This is a genomic window from Chitinibacter sp. SCUT-21, assembly GCA_041874755.1.
Classification (GTDB): domain Bacteria; phylum Pseudomonadota; class Gammaproteobacteria; order Burkholderiales; family Chitinibacteraceae; genus Chitinibacter.
In genome coordinates this window covers 673,563-689,675 of record CP102611.1, presented here as the reverse complement: position 1 = coordinate 689,675, position 16,113 = coordinate 673,563, and the positions used below count along the sequence as shown (strand labels likewise).

Annotated in this window: 14 protein-coding genes; 4 read left to right on the top strand and 10 right to left on the bottom strand. The window is 51.1% G+C overall.

Features of this window, described 5'->3' with window-relative positions:
• Positions 1-267: 267 nt before the first annotated feature.
• The 3 genes from NT239_03190 (at position 268) to nirD (ending at position 4,685) form a co-directional block, all read left to right on the top strand.
• Positions 268-1,674 (top strand): MFS transporter, encoded by a 1,407-nt coding sequence (locus NT239_03190; GenBank protein XGA71863.1) that lies wholly within the window; start codon positions 268-270, stop codon positions 1,672-1,674.
• 128 nt (positions 1,675-1,802) lie between these two features.
• Positions 1,803-4,349, top strand: coding sequence for a nitrite reductase large subunit NirB (nirB, locus tag NT239_03185; GenBank protein ID XGA71862.1), 2,547 nt, complete (start codon positions 1,803-1,805; stop codon positions 4,347-4,349).
• A 12-nt stretch (positions 4,350-4,361) separates the two neighbouring features.
• Positions 4,362-4,685: a nitrite reductase small subunit NirD gene (gene nirD / locus NT239_03180; protein XGA71861.1), complete on the top strand. Its 324-nt coding sequence runs from the start codon at positions 4,362-4,364 to the stop codon at positions 4,683-4,685.
• Positions 4,686-4,775: 90 nt separating this feature from the next.
• Here the strand turns inward: nirD and NT239_03175 are convergent, their stop codons facing one another.
• The 4 genes from NT239_03175 to NT239_03160 all read right to left on the bottom strand — a co-directional run bounded on the left by NT239_03175 (position 4,776) and on the right by NT239_03160 (position 8,337).
• A complete protein-coding gene (locus tag NT239_03175) occupies positions 4,776-5,087 on the bottom strand; it encodes a hypothetical protein (protein ID XGA71860.1) in 312 nt (103 codons plus the stop codon).
• A 177-nt stretch (positions 5,088-5,264) separates the two neighbouring features.
• Positions 5,265-6,143 carry a hypothetical protein gene (locus NT239_03170; protein XGA71859.1) on the bottom strand — a complete coding sequence of 293 codons (879 nt, stop codon included), beginning with the start codon at positions 6,141-6,143 and terminating at the stop codon, positions 5,265-5,267.
• Positions 6,144-6,237: 94 nt separating this feature from the next.
• Positions 6,238-7,455 carry a hypothetical protein gene (locus tag NT239_03165; GenBank protein XGA71858.1) on the bottom strand — a complete coding sequence of 406 codons (1,218 nt, stop codon included), beginning with the start codon at positions 7,453-7,455 and terminating at the stop codon, positions 6,238-6,240.
• A 111-nt stretch (positions 7,456-7,566) separates the two neighbouring features.
• A complete protein-coding gene (locus NT239_03160; GenBank protein ID XGA71857.1) occupies positions 7,567-8,337 on the bottom strand; it encodes a ParA family protein in 771 nt (256 codons plus the stop codon).
• Between the two features lie 103 nt (positions 8,338-8,440).
• Here NT239_03160 and NT239_03155 point away from each other — a divergent pair, with 103 nt between their 5' ends.
• A complete protein-coding gene (locus tag NT239_03155; GenBank protein ID XGA71856.1) occupies positions 8,441-10,726 on the top strand; it encodes an RNA-binding transcriptional accessory protein in 2,286 nt (761 codons plus the stop codon).
• 103 nt (positions 10,727-10,829) lie between these two features.
• On the opposite strand, the gene NT239_03150 is transcribed toward NT239_03155, so the two are convergent.
• The 6 genes from NT239_03150 to NT239_03125 all read right to left on the bottom strand — a co-directional run bounded on the left by NT239_03150 (position 10,830) and on the right by NT239_03125 (position 15,950).
• Entirely contained in the window at positions 10,830-11,306 is a 477-nt protein-coding gene (locus NT239_03150) for a prepilin-type N-terminal cleavage/methylation domain-containing protein (protein XGA71855.1), read from the bottom strand.
• A gap of 130 nt (positions 11,307-11,436) precedes the next feature.
• The gene (locus NT239_03145) at positions 11,437-12,165 is read right to left on the bottom strand and encodes a prepilin-type N-terminal cleavage/methylation domain-containing protein (protein ID XGA71854.1); all 729 of its coding nucleotides are present in this window, start codon (positions 12,163-12,165) and stop codon (positions 11,437-11,439) included.
• A 12-nt stretch (positions 12,166-12,177) separates the two neighbouring features.
• Positions 12,178-13,602 carry a hypothetical protein gene (locus NT239_03140; GenBank protein ID XGA71853.1) on the bottom strand — a complete coding sequence of 475 codons (1,425 nt, stop codon included), beginning with the start codon at positions 13,600-13,602 and terminating at the stop codon, positions 12,178-12,180.
• A 13-nt stretch (positions 13,603-13,615) separates the two neighbouring features.
• Positions 13,616-14,263, bottom strand: coding sequence for a prepilin-type N-terminal cleavage/methylation domain-containing protein (locus tag NT239_03135; protein XGA71852.1), 648 nt, complete (start codon positions 14,261-14,263; stop codon positions 13,616-13,618).
• Positions 14,251-14,817 carry a GspH/FimT family pseudopilin gene (locus NT239_03130; GenBank protein XGA71851.1) on the bottom strand — a complete coding sequence of 189 codons (567 nt, stop codon included), beginning with the start codon at positions 14,815-14,817 and terminating at the stop codon, positions 14,251-14,253. The genes NT239_03135 and NT239_03130 overlap by 13 nt, the downstream gene beginning before the upstream one ends.
• A gap of 143 nt (positions 14,818-14,960) precedes the next feature.
• Positions 14,961-15,950 carry an L-threonylcarbamoyladenylate synthase gene (locus NT239_03125; GenBank protein ID XGA71850.1) on the bottom strand — a complete coding sequence of 330 codons (990 nt, stop codon included), beginning with the start codon at positions 15,948-15,950 and terminating at the stop codon, positions 14,961-14,963.
• Positions 15,951-16,113 lie beyond the last annotated feature (163 nt).

Here is a 16,113-nt window from a genome sequence, read left to right as displayed (position 1 = left end):
ATGCAAATCGGATATGAGTTTTGCTTAATCCCAATGGGGTAGTTGGCTACCCCGCAGGGGTAGATGATTAGTGGATTGAAAAATAAGCATAAATTTTTATGAAAATAAATTTGCCACAATTTTTGTGGCGGATTTTGATGTGTTCGGTCTAGTTCTTTGGGGGTAGATTAGCACTGTTTTGGCGATTTTGGCCTAGTTCATTTGCCGTATAGTCATCCCCATTACGCTGAAATTTCCAATTTTGGCGCGTTAACAGGGGATAGAAACATGGCGAGAGCAGCGGTATTAACTCAATGGGAACCAGAAAATCCCACATTTTGGCAGGCCAGCGGCCAATCCATTGCCAAGCGCAATTTAATGATTTCAATTCCGTGCTTAACGCTGGGTTTTGTGATCTCGGTGTTATGGAGCGTGGTCGCGCTCAATATCAATTCAGCCGGCTTTAATTTCACCAAAGGCCAGCTCTTTATGCTGACCGCCTTGCCGCAATTATCCGGCGCCACATTACGCATTTTTTATTCATTTATGCCCGCACGTTTTGGCGGCCGTAAATGGACGACTTTTTCTACTGCGCTGTTATTAATCCCCGCCACTTGGCTCGGTTTTGCCGTACAAGACCCTAGCACCTCGTACGGCACGCTACTGACGATTGCGCTGCTGTGCGGTTTGGGTAGCGGCAACTTTGCCAGCTCGATGGCCAATATCGGTTACTTTTTCCCCGCAGCCAAAAAAGGCGCCGCCAATGGCCTCAATGCGGGCTTTGGTAATTTGGGCGTGTCGCTGGCGCAATTGCTGATCCCGCTGGCGATTACTTTGCCGCTGTTTGGTGCGTTTGGTGGCGAGGCGCAAAGCTTTATCAAAGAGGGCAGCGAACACAGCATCTGGCTGCAAAACGCCGGCTTTATGTGGGTGCCACTGATTGCGATTGCCGCGCTCGCGGCGTGGTTTGGTATGAACGATATCGCCGAAGCGCGCTCGTCCTTTGGCCAGCAAGCGGTGATTTTCCGCCGTAAACACAATTGGCTGATGTGCTGGTTGTACATCGGCACTTTTGGCAGCTTTATCGGTTTTGCCGGTGCGTTTGCCTTGCTGACCAAAACGCTGTTTCCCGAAGTGCCGGTGATGAAATACGCCTTCCTCGGCCCTTTGATTGGCGCGCTGATTCGTCCGGTGGGCGGGATTATTTCGGACAAATTCGGCGGTGCGAAAGTGACCTTGGGCGTGTTCGTCGGCATGGCTTTAGGCGTACTCGGCGTGCTGGCTTGTCTGCCAACATTGGGCGCAGATGGCCAATTGAGCGGCGGCTCGTGGCCCGGTTTCTTTGCGATGTTCTTGGTGCTGTTTACTTGCGCCGGTTTGGGTAATGGTTCGACTTATAAAATGATCCCGACCATTTTCTCCACCGTTTGCATGCGTGAGGTTACGGCGGACGGCGATGAAGCTGCGCAAAAAGCCGCGCATGGCCGTGGCTTGCAAGAATCGGCAGCGGCGGCGGGCTTTATCAGTGCGATTGGTGCTTACGGCGGCTTCTTTATTCCGCAAAGTTTTGGCCTGTCGATTAAGTCTACGGGTGGCCCAGAGCTGGCTCTGTATGTGTTTATCGCCTTTTACATTAGTTGCGTGTGGATGACTTGGCACTTCTACGCCAAACCAAAAGCGCAATTGCCGTGCTAAAGACTTGATGGGTATTGCCATGTAGCCCAATTTTAAAAAGAGCTGCATGGCAATACTTGCCAGAATATTAATTGATTTGTGTTTAAGAATAGTTTGTAGCAAACGCCTTGGGGCGCAAGGAGTGGGAAATGAGCAAAACCCGTATCGTCGTCGTCGGTAACGGCATGGTGGGGCACCGATTTTTAGAAGAGTTGTGCGATAAGGCCGATGCCGCCCAGTATCAAATCTGCGTATTTTGCGCCGAGCCGCGCTTGGCCTACGATCGCGTGCATCTGTCGTCCTACTTCTCGCACCACACCGATGAAGACTTATCTTTGGTCAAACCGGGCTTTTTTGAAAAAAATGGCATCGAGGTGTTGGTCGGCGAAGCGGTTAAACAAATCGACACCGCCAATAAGCAAGTCGTTTCGAACAAAGGCACAACTCGCCCCTACGACAAACTGATTCTCGCTACCGGCTCGTCGCCGTGGGTGCCGCCGATTAACGGCAGCGCGCACCATGAATGTTTTGTTTATCGCACGATTGATGATTTAAACGCCATTGAAACCGCCGCGAAGAAAGCCAAAAGCGGCGTCGTCATCGGCGGCGGCCTGCTGGGTTTGGAAGCGGCGGGCGCGCTAAAGGCCTTGGGGCTAAATACCCACGTGATCGAATACGCGCCGGTGCTAATGGCCGAGCAGCTCGATCGCATGGGCGGAGAAATGCTACGCCGTAAAATCACCGCGATGGGCGTTAGCGTTCACACCGGCAAAGACACGCGCCAGATTACGATGCACGGCGGTAAATCCGCCGCACATCGGCTCGATTTTGCCGATGGCAGCCAACTCGAAGTCGATCTGATCGTGTTCTCTACCGGCATCCGCCCGCAAGACACGCTGGCGCGCTACAGCCAATTGGCGGTGGCCGAGCGCGGTGGTGTCGTGATTAACGATCAATGCCAAACTTCAGAGCCCGATGTGTACGCGATCGGCGAGTGCGCGTCGTGGCAAGGCCAGTATTTTGGCCTGGTGGCGCCCGGTTACAAAATGGCGCAAGTCACCGTCGATCATTTACTCGGCCGCGACAATGCCTTCACTGGCGCCGATATGAGCGCCAAGCTCAAACTGCTTGGCGTGTCGGTCGGCAGTATTGGCGACGCGCACGGTAAAACCAGCGGTAGCCACAGCTATGTATTCCAAGACGATCAGGCCGGTATTTACAAAAAAATCGTCGTCTCAGCCGATGGTGCGACCTTGCTCGGCGCGGTGTTGGTTGGTGACGTCGACGATTACGGCCAATTGCTGCAAATGAAGCTCAATGGCCTGCCGGTGCCAGAGCACCCAGATTCATTGATCTTGCCATCGTACGCTGGCGCAAAACCGGCTTTGGGCGTCGATGCCTTGCCCGCGTCAGCGGTGATTTGCTCGTGTTTTGACGTCAGTAAACAAAAAATTGCCGACGCCGTAGCGGCGGGGCATCACACGCTGGCGGCGATCAAGGCCGAAACTGGCGCTGGAACGGGCTGTGGCGGCTGTGTGCCGCTGATTAGTCAAGTGCTCAATGCTGAACTCGCGCGCAATGGTGTGGAAGTCAAAAACCATTTGTGCGAACACTTCCCGCATTCGCGCCAAGCGCTGTATCACCAGATTAAAGTTGCTGGCGTCAAAACCTTTGACGAGGCGATTGCAAAATTTGGCCACGGTTACGGCTGTGAAGTGTGTAAACCAACGGTTGCGTCGATTCTGGCCAGCGCATGGGGCGAATATGTGCTTGAGCCTGCGCACACACCGTTGCAAGACACCAACGATATTTTCTTGGGCAATATGCAAAAAGACGGCACCTACTCGGTGATTCCGCGCATGCCTGGTGGCGAAGTTACCCCAGAGGGGTTGCTAGCGCTAGCCCAAGTAGCAAAAGACTTTCAGCTCTATACCAAGGTTACCGGTGCGCAGCGTATTGGCTTGTTTGGCGCGCACAAAGGCGATTTGCCGGTGATTTGGTCGCGGCTGATCGATGCCGGTTTTGAAACCGGTCAAGCCTACGCCAAAGCGTTGCGCATGGTGAAAACCTGCGTCGGCAGCACGTGGTGCCGGTTTGGCGTGCAAGACAGCGTGGGTTTCGGCGTTGAGCTGGAGCATCGCTACAAAGGCATACGCACGCCGCACAAAATGAAGTTTGGCGTGTCGGGTTGCACGCGCGAATGCGCCGAGGCGCAGGGCAAAGACGTCGGCATTATCGCCACCGACGCGGGCTGGAATTTGTACGTGTGCGGCAATGGCGGCATGAAGCCGCGCCACGCCGATTTGCTGGCGGCCGATTTGGATCGCGATACCTTATTGCGCTACCTCGATCGCTTTATGATGTTCTACATTCGCACCGCCGATAAGTTGCAGCGCACCGCCAGCTGGTTGATGAATATGGAAGGCGGCTTGGATTACCTGCGCTCGGTGATTGTCGACGATGCGCTTGGCATTGCCGAACAGCTGGAAACCGATATGGCGCAGTTGCGCGCCGATTACGAGTGCGAATGGCAAAAAACGGTGGATGATGTGCAGCAGCATCAACGTTTTGCGCACTTTATCAATAGCGATCAGCGTGACCCGAATGTGCAATTCGTGCCAGCGCGCGAGCAAAAACGCCCAGCGCAAGTGGCCGAGCGCAAAATCATTCCAATTAAAGTCGTCGCGACGGTGTAAGGGGAGAACAAAATGCAATGGAATGATGTCTGTAATGTGGCCGATATTCTGCCCGGCACCGGCGTTTGCGCCTTGCTTGGCGAGCAACAAGTGGCGATTTTCCGCCCACGCAACGACGAAACGCTGTACGCACTCGACAATATTGACCCATTCGCTGGCGCCAGCGTGCTCTCGCGCGGGCTAATCGCCGAACACGGCGGCGAGCTGTGGGTGGCCAGTCCACTCAAGAAACAACGCTTTCGCTTGAGTGATGGCGTGTGCAATGAGAACGTTGAGAAATCAGTAGCGAGTTTTGCGGTGCGCGTTGTGGCGCAGCGAGTTCAGGTGCAAGTTTGAAGTTTTAAAATCAAAAGCCTACGCGAATGTGCCGCGTAGGCTTGTTTTATTGCTTTGAAAATCAAAAACATATTGGCGTGAATGTAAGGCCTAGTGTTTGTGTGAAGGGCTTGTGCGGCGGCGATAAAAATCTCGGATTTCTTCGTAAATACCCTTCACAAAATAAAACAGACCGCCCATGCCATATGATTTATTGTATTCCGATAAGGGGTAAATCATTCCTTGATTGAAATGATCAATCGCTTCTTGATCATTGCTGGCATAAATCATATCGCCAATCACTTCAAAACCTTGCTGCAGTAATATTTCTTTTGCTTGAAGAAAATCTTCCCGATCACTTCTCAGGAATCGTACTTGTTTTGCGCCATTTTCAGATAACTGGAAAAATTGATATTTAGCCATGATTTAAACCTGATTAATTGAGATGGTTGCGCTTTGAATAATGCTAACTGCCTACTTACCATAATATTTCAATCACATATTGAAAACCATTCGCAAAATCCGAACCAATCCTCAGTTTTTTACGTAGGATCATAAAGCTGCGTTCTACTGCCTGACTGGGATAATTTTTTTGGTGTGTTAGAGCAAACCGTGCCTGTGCTGATAATCAGCGTAGGCTTGCGCGATTTTGGCGGATACCTGTGGCGGATCGCCCAAGCCAAATTCTTGCTGAAGTTTGGTTTTATTGTCATCCATATAGTCGATCACGCGCGCTAAATTGGCTTGCTGCTTGGCGAAGAAATTATTTTGCTCGGTCAGCATCGAGGCGCTGCGGGAAAAATGCGCGGCAAATTCGTTGATTGCACCGACGGCGCCGGGTTGGCCCCAGGCTTGTTCCAATTGAGCCACATCCACTTTGGCCATTTGCGTCACCGGGTCGATAGTTAGCCCCAAGGCTGCCATGCCCTGTATGCCTTGTTGCGCGCCATGAAACGGGCTACTAATGCTTTGCGCCAATTCGTAACGCGCCATATGCGCGGCTTGTGTGTCGGCGAGTAGCTCCGGGTCTTGCACGTCGTCGTTAAACTGAAGCCGCCATTGATTGTATTGGTCGGCAAAGTTTTGTAGCTGCTTTTTAACGCTGGCAAAATCTGCCGCCGCATTAATGCCTTGCAGCTGTTTTGTCACCTCCGCTAGTTGCTGCACGCCACTTTGCATTTCGGATAATCTGGCTGATTGAGCCGGATACAGCACGCCAAGCTGATTAATATGCGACATCATTTTATAAGCGCTTTCTGGATCGGGTAGCGCCATATTGCGGCCAATGGCACTGATTGCGATAATACCCTGCGCTGTATTGCTCGCTAGTGTGCTTTGGGTTTGCTGTGTAGAGATATACTCACTGGCAAGAGCGGCTATGTCAAACGCTTTGCCAGATTGAATCTCGCCCAATGCCTGTGTTTTAAAGTTGGCAATTTGCTGTGCAACTTGCCCGATGATCAACGGGTTGTTTGCCATGATTCACCTCATCATTACTTGGCCTTGTTGCTATTAAAGCAAAATCAAGGCCAAGCGTTGAAGCGATTGAGATGCGGATTGTGATTAAATTGGACTAAAACCAAGTACCAAAATTGGCTTTAAAGCCATCTACATTTTCACCAATTAAATAAGTAAAGCCGACCCTAAAATCTGCTTCGCGTGATAGTAGGCTGCGCTTGGTGCCAAAGGTAATGCCAAATTCGTCTTGGTAATTGCTAAAAAGCTCGGTGCCGGTGTAGCGGGTATCGATGACAAAAGCTTCCCAGCTAAGTGGCGCATCGGCGATGGATAAATTGCTATCCATGGAAAACAAGAGGCCATTGCGAAACGCGGTATTGGAAATGCCCGGATCGACGCTGGTGTTGTCGTATTTCACCTTCATTGCTTTGTAATAGCCCACCATATTGGCTACGGTGAGGTTCCAGTTTTCGCCGCCAAAATTAAACGTTGAGCCTAGTGCGCCCGATGCCATCCAGCCGCCGCCAGCCAGATCGGTCGAGCCCGTGGCGCGCGCTGCGCCTGCAGCAGAAAGTATCCAGTTGCTTAAAACAGGGCGGCGGTAAATAAAACTAATACTGCCGTCATAGGCTTTCGATCCTTCCACAGTGGTATAGCCTAAGGGGATATTGACCAGTAATTCATGGTTAGGCTCGGCAAACTGGTGCGAGTAACTGAGTGGCACCGAGAAGCTATCGCTGCTCATTGATTTGGCGTCGCCAAATTGATCACTAACAAAGCGGCTGTAATTGATGCCGATACCAAATTGATTATTATCATCGGCCGAGCCAATACCTTGCGAGCCAAACCACATCAAGTTGGCATCATTCACCACCGATTTACTCATCAAGCTATTGGGGTTGCCCGCTAGTGGATCTACCGGAGAGCTTTTGACGCTTTCTTTCAGAAATTTATTCAATAGATCGGGATTGTTTTTTAAATAGTCTTCGAGCAGTGCTTGGCTTTCATCACGCGTTGCGCCAGTAAACGATTGGCTCACGCCGATACTGGGGATGTTGAGTGTGAGCGTTGTTTGGTTAGTTGTTGGATACGCCAGTTGAATCGGTATCCCGCGAAAATTCAGGCTGGTATCTACCGCTTCGACGCCAGTGTAATTGTTGTAAAGCTGGTTAAGGCTGCTGGAATTCATGATTTTGATAGCGTCTTCCGCATTATCAAAACTCTCCGATGCGGTGACGCCATTCATCGTGGCGCTCACGTCAAACACGCCGGCAAAACTGGGTTGGGCAAGAAACAGGGTGGTGGCTGCAAAAGATAGCGCAAGAGTTTTCATCTGTCGCTCCAAGTTATGATGAATAATCAATAACTTTAGGTTTAGCCCAAGATGCGTGCGCCGCAAGTGGTTTTATATCTACGGTCGGATCTGATTGCTGCTATGCAACAGTTAATCTTCGATTGCGATCAGGCCCTTTTCGATTAGTTCATCAAGCAAAAAGCTAAAATCAGTGCCCGCCGAGCTATCGGGTGCGTAGCTAAAGACGTCCAAATTGTCGCCAACGGCGGCCATAATATCGTCATTTTCGTGGATAATGGTGTTCAGTAGCTCGCGCGGGAAATGCTTGTGCAACTGCGCACGCACTTTCTCGTGCGTTTCATGCCCATCTTTAAAGCGATTTAGCAAATAGCGCCGCTCGCGCCGACGATCCAATTTCTCCAAACCAAATAGCGTGCGTTCAAGCATGCAAGCGCCGTTTAAAGCTAAGAATTCGGCCGCGACAGGTATTAGGATCAAATCCGCAGCCAGCAGGGCCGAAAACGATAATACCCCCAGCATTGGACTACAGTCGATGATAATTGGCGTACCGCTGCCCGCCAGCATTTCAGCTTCTAGTGCCAGTTTTAGCCGCCATAAATGATCGCGATGCTTGCCCAGCTGCGAATCAACCCGTGCCAATTCAAGGTGCGATGGGATGAAATGAATGCCAGGGCCCGAAGTTTGGATCAGATCAGTCAGTGGCGAGGTGCCTTGATAGAAACGATACATCGTTTCGCTGGCGCGCGGTTTGAGCCCCCATGTGGCGGTGAGGTGCGCTTGCGGGTCTAAATCAATCACCAAGGGCGCGATGCCATTTTGCACCAAAGTCGCGGCCAGATTGGCGCTCACCGTGGTTTTACCGACGCCACCTTTTTGATTAAAAACTGCAATCACCGTCATCTGTATACCGTCATCGTTTGCCGCTGCGGACGGTGATTATGCCATGACGAATTCAAAGTGGCATGGGTACAATGCCAAACCTTGATGAATCTGAACACAGCCCATGTCGCAACTGATCCAACGCCTCGCCCAAGAACTCAACTGTAAATCGGCGCAAGTGACCGCCGCCATCGCTTTGCTCGATGAAGGGGCAACAGTCCCATTTATCGCCCGCTATCGCAAAGAAGTAACCGGAGGCTTGGACGATGGTCAGTTGCGGTTGTTGTCAGAGCGGCTGCGCTATTTACGTGAACTCGCCGAGCGCCGCGCCAGCATTATCACGGCGATTGAAGAGCAGGGCCAAATGACTGTCGCGCTGCGCGCTCAGCTGGACAACGCCGACAACAAGCAAACGCTGGAAGACCTCTACCTGCCGTACAAGCAAAAGCGCCGCACCAAGGCGCAGATCGCGCGTGAAGCAGGTTTGGCGGCGCTGGCGGAGAAATTATTAAAACACCCGCAGCAAGACCCAGAAGCACTGGCCGCTGGCTTCATTTGCGATGGTTTTGCCGACACCAAAGCAGTGCTCGAAGGTGCTCGTGCAATTTTATTAGAGAGCTGGGGCGAAGACGCCGCGCTGATCGGCCAGCTGCGCAGCCATTTACAGAGCAATGGTTTGGTCACCAGCAAGGTGGTGAAAGGGCAAGAGGCCGCCGCAGCCAAGTTCGCCGATTATTTTGATTTTGCCGAGAAATGGGCCGCAATGCCGTCGCACCGCGTGCTGGCGGTATTGCGCGGCGCGAATGAAAAATTACTCAGTATCGCGATCGCTTTGCCGGAAGAAATTGAAAACGGGCCACGTAGCAAAATCTGGAGTTCTGCCGAGCAACGCATCGCGCGCCACGTCGGCATTAGCGCCAATTACGCCGATGCTTGGCTCGGCGACACGGTGCGCGCCGCATGGCGCAGCAAACTCGGCGTCTCGCTGGAAAACGAGCTGATCACCGCCGCGCGCGAGCGCGCTGAACTTGATGCGATCAAGGTCTTTTCGCGCAACCTGAAAGACTTGCTGCTCGCAGCACCGGCAGGCCCGCGCTGCACCTTGGGGCTCGATCCGGGTCTGCGCACCGGTGTCAAAGTCGCCGTCGTCGATGCAACGGGCAAATTATTGGCGACCGATACCATTTATCCGCACGAGCCGCGCCGCGATTGGGATAAATCACTGCATACGCTGAAAGTGCTGTGCGATAAGCACGGTGTAGAGCTGATCGCGATCGGCAATGGCACGGCCAGCCGCGAAACCGAGCAGCTAGCGACTGAGTTGATTTCGCAAATTTCCGGCAAGAAACCGACCAAAGTCGTCGTCTCCGAAGCTGGCGCTTCGGTGTATTCGGCCTCTGAATTGGCGGCCAAAGAATTCCCGCAGCTCGATGTCTCGCTGCGCGGCGCGGTGTCGATTGCGCGTCGTTTGCAAGACCCGCTGGCTGAGCTGGTGAAGATCGACCCGAAAGCGATTGGCGTCGGCCAGTATCAGCACGACGTGAACCAAAATGATCTGGCGCGCATGCTCGACGCGGTGGTCGAAGATTGCGTCAATGCCGTTGGCGTCGATGTGAATACCGCATCGGCGGCTTTGCTCGCTAGGGTATCGGGCCTAAGCCCAGTGCTGGCAAGCAATGTAGTTGCATACCGTGATGAGTATGGTGCGTTTAAAAATCGCAAAGCGCTGCTGAAAGTGCCGCGCTTGGGCGGCAAAACCTTTGAGCTGGCGGCTGGCTTTTTGCGCATTATGGGCGGCGATAACCCGCTCGACGCTTCCGCCGTTCACCCCGAAGCGTATCCGGTGGTTGAAAAATTGCTCGCCAAACTCGGCAAAGATTTACGCGCGACGATGGGCGACAAAGCCGCGCTGCAAGCGGTGCAGCCTGAAACGCTGGCCGATGCGCAATTTGGCGTGCCGACCGTCAAAGACATTCTGACCGAGCTGGAAAAACCCGGCCGCGATCCACGCCCCGAATTTAAAACTGCGACCTTTGCTGCGGGCATCGAGAAAATCAGCGATTTGCAGCTTGGTATGGTGCTCGAAGGCGTCGTCAGCAACGTCACCAACTTCGGCGCCTTCGTCGACATCGGCGTGCATCAAGATGGTTTGGTGCATATCTCGATGCTCGCCAACACTTTCGTCAAAGACCCGCACGCCGTGGTAAAGGCAGGGCAGATTGTTAAGGTGAAAGTGCTCGAAGTCGACGTGCCGCGCAAGCGAATTGCGCTGACGATGCGTTTGAATGATGGGGCAAAACCTGTGAATCGGGAAGCTAAGCCGTTACGTGCGCCAGAGCGGGCTGGGAGGGAGTCTGCACCAGTAAATTCGGCAATGGCCGATGCTCTGGCAAGGTTAAGAAAAGGGTGATGATCAAGGAAAAAACTTATAACGGCAAAAAGGATGCCTAACCTTGTGCTGCAGGCACGCAGCAGCTGAAAGCGCTGTGTGCCAGCAAATAGCTATCAGGGGCTTATTTGGCCCAGCAGTCGGTTGGGGTTCCAGTGGCATTGCCATTGAGTATATGCATATATAAGGTCGAACAAGACTGTGATCCTACTTTATCCGCAGTCTGAGTCTTACCTGCAACTGCTACTGCCTTAATGCAGTATGTGGCCCCATCAGGTGTGCCTGTGCAAGTCGCACCATCTTTAGCAATAGAAAGAGTGTAATAACCATTTTCACTCGTCATTGTTGTTGTGGTGGCTCCACTTGTAACATTAAGGCCGCCTGTGCCTAAATTCGTGGTGTAGCTTGTATTATTTGCGCGCCACTTTTCCTGTGCTTGCTGGATTTTACTGATTTCAACCGTTGCATCAGTACGGCGTGATTTGCGGACGTAGTCTTGATAAGACGGCAAAGCAATTGCAGCCAAAATACCGATGATGGCGACGACGATCATCAGTTCTATCAGGGTGAAGCCTTTATTGAAATTGAGTTGAGTTGACATTTTTACCTCGAAATGGTGAGGGTCAGAAGACTTCATTATGAGCTGATCATATCTATTTGAGTAGCTATTAAATAGTAAATTTATTTTTTTGGTGAGATCTATCTAATCGCTGTGTGGTGGGTTTGAAAAGCTAGTCTTTGCATTCTGCATTGCCTGGGGGCATTTCAACAACAGCAAACTCCCCAATGTATTTCCACTTACCCCCTGGATAATCTGCGGGTCTGTGTGGTCCTATCACTTTTGGACATCCAGATTCTGCTGTGCAGTAATAAATATGGCTTTTCCCTCTCGCGGGAGGCGAATTATTTAGGCCACCAGCACCTTCTTGGATAATATAGCGGCCTTGGAGGTAGTCTTTGTTACCGCTCCATCTGCACTGTGAACTTGGCATCGCTGGAGCTGCCACGTCATTGCCTGCGAGTGGTGCCAAATAAATGCTACTAACCAAGACCACATTCTGATCCTGATTGGTGCGATCTTTCCAGCTGATCTGAACTTGAGCGGAGAATGTACTGTTATCGGTAGTCCAATTTGGGCTAGGGTTAAAGCTCAGTTTGGCAGTATAGCTGCTGGTTTGGCCGTTAAAGCTGCCAGTGTAAAGAGGGTTGGCGCCTGCTCCGCGCGTAAACGTAACGCCATTCAATATAGGTGTGCTCGATAAAGGGGCTCTGGAGCGAGCTTGCTGGCGCAAGCTTTCCATAATGCCTTCGGCGGTACGCGTGGCCACTTGCCGTTCGTTGGCGTGGGTAGTGCCTTTGTTGGTAATGCCGTTGAGCTTGGCTAGAAAAAGGGCGGTGACGGCAAGAATGATCACCGTAATTAAAATTTCCAGCAGGCTAAAGCCAAGATTTTTTTTCATTTTGCCTATCCCTTAAAAGTCGATCCAAGAGCCTGTGGGTGAAATTAATCCGCCACTTGGTGGTAGATCAAAGCTGGTCTTTTCGTAGCTAATAGTCAAATTCCCTGTTCCAGCAAGCGTGTCACGCGTGGCAGGGTTTACTCCGTCAGTTTTGCTATTCGGGCCTCTGGTTACACCTGCTGATTCGTAATATGCGTCAGCAGGTGTAATCATTACGGGTGGTTTTTCGCCTAGCTTAGTGGGGTCTTCATATGGAACCCCGGGTATGCGATCCCAGATGCCTTCTACAGCAGCAGAGCCTTGGATATTAATGGCTCCATTTTGCAAAACGTTTCCCGCGATATAAACAAATGATCCGTTTTGAGCTGCAATAGTCCCTGTAACATTGCCGTTAATTACAATGTATTTCCCTGCTGGTGCAGTAAATCCTGTTGTATTGCCTTCCCACCAAATAAATTTTTGGGAAGCAGGTACATTAGTTAATTCAGTTTGCGTTGTGACCGTTGTGCTGAGTGCCTTAATTTGTGCTTTGCTGAGGCCGCCTGAGAAACTCTTAAAATAGTCTTCTGGGCTCATTAGGCTTAATGCAGGGTCTTTTTTTCCAATAGGATTGCCTGTGCTGTTAATTGATGCCCCGATTACTAAGCATCCAGTTTGATTTGCACCTGATTCATTTTCAGTGCACGCAGTTGTTTTTCCGCCATCACCCATTAAAACGCCACAACTCGGTGCTGAGGTGCTTACGCGGCTCGAAGTACTTAAATTGAAGGTTGAATTGGTGTCCATATAGCGGCGGATATTCAAAGCATTATTGCTTGGAGCAATTGAACCTGTCAGTTTAATGGTGCGCCGAACCGTTGCTTTGGCTAATGATTCGGCCGCACAAATATCTGGAGACGCTGCAGTGTTGCCAACGCAGCCCTCGGCTTTGATGTAAAGATACCCATCGGCAATTTTTGCTTGAGCGCGCCAGCCCGCGCCTTGTGTAACGTTCGTCACTGCCGAAACAGGGTCAATTGTGGCCTGCACATATTTTGTGCTGTCAAATTCTTTCGGATCTGTGCCGGCATAGTCTGCTTTGAACTCGTAAGGTGAGGACATTGCTCCTCCACTTAGTGCGCAGCCGGTTGCTCCTCCGCCCCCAGATCCCAATGATTTAATCAAAATGTTGGTTGCTGGCTGTGGAGAGGGTGGGGCAGGGGCGGCAGCTAATGCTGTTAAATCGGCCTCTATCTGTTTAGTTACTGCCGTTGCCCCTAATTCTGCAGCTTGCATTGCAAGGACATTTTGATAGCCATTTTCGGCTGCTTTTTGTGTGATTAAGGAACTTTTACTGGCATAGACTGCTGCTACCGTTGCAATCAAAGTTAATAAAATCGTTACCGTTAGCGCGGCAACGCCTTGCTGCTTCGCTTGAGTTGGAATTTGACGTGGCATGGTCGCGTCCTGATTAATTGGCAAATGGGCGGTTACGAAGCTGAACGACTTCGCTGATGCTCAAATTTTGAACTGGAGTGCTTTTGGATTCCGCGGTGATTGACACTGTGACTTGATCAATTACTTCGCTGCCATCGATTAGCATTACTTTGAGGGGAGTGAGCGTGAGCGCAGTGATTTTTAGCGATGAATTGCTTAGATCTTCCCAAGTTCCTGCGTCATCACATGAGGTTGGCATGCTTGTGCTGGTGGCGGCAGTGATGATTTTGATTTGATTGCCACTCAATCGGATGCCGCGTACTTCAGCATTTACAAGTGTCCCATCGCCTGGGGGGCTTAATGCTGATGCGCTTTCAGGTAGTCGATCATAGCGAAACACAGCACATTTATTGCCATCTAAAAAAGCAATATTCCGAAAGCCAGTCGCTGTTTGTATTGTTTCTTCACTTTTGCTGTAACCCGCGCGGCGCAGCTCGCGAGTGAGAGAATTCATCACGATTTGCAATTGTTGCTGCGCATTGCTGTTAATGATGCCGTCTTTGCTCGATGAGAGGCTAGTTAAACCAACACTCGATGCTGCACCAAGTAGCAAAATACCGATAGCAAGAGCGACTAAAATCTCAATCAATGAAATGCCTTGTTGGCGAATTAGGCTGGGCATGTTGAGTATCCTGCAATGGTTTTCTGACCGCTTGGGGTGCAAATGGTGGTGTTGCCGGTGCGAGAAATTAAAACTCGCAACTGGTAACCTGTAGTTTCGAAAGTGATTGATTGTGCATCTGTCGTTGAAGGCGGGTTAAAACTGAAAAGAGAGTCAATCGGGCTGATGAAGCTACCATCTAGATTTGGACTGATACCGATTTTGCTTGCTGCAGCCCAGTCGCTGATTGAAATCTTCGAATATTGAGCAAGACGCATGCTGCGTAAATCACAGGCAGTGAGTGCTGTGCAGGCAGTTGAGGTTGTTGCTGCCATTAGGCTCCAATCGGTTGCGCTGCGAGTGGCCTGAATATAGATTTTTTTATTTTGTTTAATTGACTCGCTACGCGCTAGCTGAATTAAGCTGGCAAATTCATTGGCTACGCCATCGATTCGTTTTCTATTGAGCCAATCGGTAAAGCTCGGTACAGCGATAGCAAGCAAAATCCCCAAGATGGTGATCGTAATCAGCATCTCGATCAGCGTAAAGCCTCTTTGCCGGATTAGCATATTCATTTGTCCTAAATATCCAATTTTGGTTGGATGTTACTGACAAACGCTTACGAAATACAGATTTTTGCTGATGTATGGCTTGATCGGTTGTTTTTTGGCGATAAGCGGTTGCAGGATGTCTTTTAGAACTGAATACTAAGGTTGTGTTAATACCTATGGTGTGCCGCGCGAGCAAGACGGTCGTGTATCGCTAACCATTCTGTCGTGTTGGGTGGTAACGCTAGAAATAGGGTGTCAAAGCGCTGTAGGTCTAGCTGTCGTAAGGTGGCGTAGATTTGTTGGGCGTATGCTTGAGGTGAGCTTGGCATTAAAAATTGTTCGATATCCAGCTTGGTATTAATTTCTTGGCAAATTAGTACCACCTTTTGGTTTTGCGCTAATTTTTCTGCGATACATTCTTGTAATCGTGCCGCTTGCCCGGTAATTAGCGTTGTGCGGGGGGCGTAGTGTGAATCCAGTAGCCCCGAAACGCGCTGCTTGGCGGTGTATTGGTTGGTGTGATGCTCAAGGCTATCACCCAGCACCGCTTCAATCGCTTCGCGCGATACGCCGCCGGGTCGTAATAATTTCGGTTTGTCGCCCACTAAGCTGACGATGGTCGATTCAACGCCCACATCGCATGCGCCGCCATCGAGCACCAGTTGCAACACTTCTTCGCTAAATTCTCCGCGTACATGCGCTGCCGTCGTTGGGCTAACGTGGCCGAATTGATTGGCGCTGGGCGCGGCGAGCCCGCCGCCAAAATGCTGTAGCAATTGCTGGGTGATGGGGTGCGCTGGCGCGCGCAGGCCGACGGTGTTTTGGCCGCCAGTCACCGCATCCGATACATGCGCTTGGCGCTCCAAAATCAGTGTCAGTGGGCCGGGCCAGAAATGCTGGGCAAGCAAATAGGCTTCATCCGGGATATTTTGTGCCCACGCCGCGAGCTGTTCGACACCTGCAATATGCACGATCACAGGGTGATCGGCAGGGCGACCTTTGGCTGCGAAAATCTTGGCCACTGCCTCGGGTTGGCTCGCGTCTGCTGCCAAGCCGTAGACGGTCTCAGTGGGGATGCCAACTAGCTCGCCAGCACGCAGTAAATTGAGCGCGAGATTGAGTTCTTCAGTATTAAGGCGAGTGGCGGATTGATTCATGGATTTTCACTGCGTGTAGATCGGTTGGCCGCAATTATAGCATTGAGCGGCGAATTGGCCGACGGATCGCTAAGCTTGAAAAAGGGTAAGAAAGAAACGATGGGTATATTGCTGAAGGCTATTTTAGGTGATTGTTCTGCTCGAATACAGTGCTAGGTATGTA

Bases quoted from the DNA above. Each gene is read 5' to 3' on its own strand.
- NT239_03160 (XGA71857.1), bottom strand. From the start codon at position 8,337: ATGACGGTGATTGCAGTTTTTAATCAAAAAGGTGGCGTCGGTAAAACC.
- NT239_03145 (XGA71854.1), bottom strand. From the start codon at position 12,165: ATGAAAAAAAATCTTGGCTTTAGCCTGCTGGAAATTTTAATTACGGTG.
- NT239_03165 (XGA71858.1), bottom strand. From the start codon at position 7,455: ATGAAAACTCTTGCGCTATCTTTTGCAGCCACCACCCTGTTTCTTGCC.
- NT239_03190 (XGA71863.1), top strand. From the start codon at position 268: ATGGCGAGAGCAGCGGTATTAACTCAATGGGAACCAGAAAATCCCACA.
- NT239_03175 (XGA71860.1), bottom strand. From the start codon at position 5,087: ATGGCTAAATATCAATTTTTCCAGTTATCTGAAAATGGCGCAAAACAA.
- NT239_03130 (XGA71851.1), bottom strand. From the start codon at position 14,817: ATGAATATGCTAATCCGGCAAAGAGGCTTTACGCTGATCGAGATGCTG.
- NT239_03140 (XGA71853.1), bottom strand. From the start codon at position 13,602: ATGCCACGTCAAATTCCAACTCAAGCGAAGCAGCAAGGCGTTGCCGCG.
- NT239_03135 (XGA71852.1), bottom strand. From the start codon at position 14,263: ATGCCCAGCCTAATTCGCCAACAAGGCATTTCATTGATTGAGATTTTA.
- NT239_03125 (XGA71850.1), bottom strand. From the start codon at position 15,950: ATGAATCAATCCGCCACTCGCCTTAATACTGAAGAACTCAATCTCGCG.
- NT239_03170 (XGA71859.1), bottom strand. From the start codon at position 6,143: ATGGCAAACAACCCGTTGATCATCGGGCAAGTTGCACAGCAAATTGCC.
- NT239_03155 (XGA71856.1), top strand. From the start codon at position 8,441: ATGTCGCAACTGATCCAACGCCTCGCCCAAGAACTCAACTGTAAATCG.
- NT239_03150 (XGA71855.1), bottom strand. From the start codon at position 11,306: ATGTCAACTCAACTCAATTTCAATAAAGGCTTCACCCTGATAGAACTG.
- nirD (XGA71861.1), top strand. From the start codon at position 4,362: ATGCAATGGAATGATGTCTGTAATGTGGCCGATATTCTGCCCGGCACC.
- nirB (XGA71862.1), top strand. From the start codon at position 1,803: ATGAGCAAAACCCGTATCGTCGTCGTCGGTAACGGCATGGTGGGGCAC.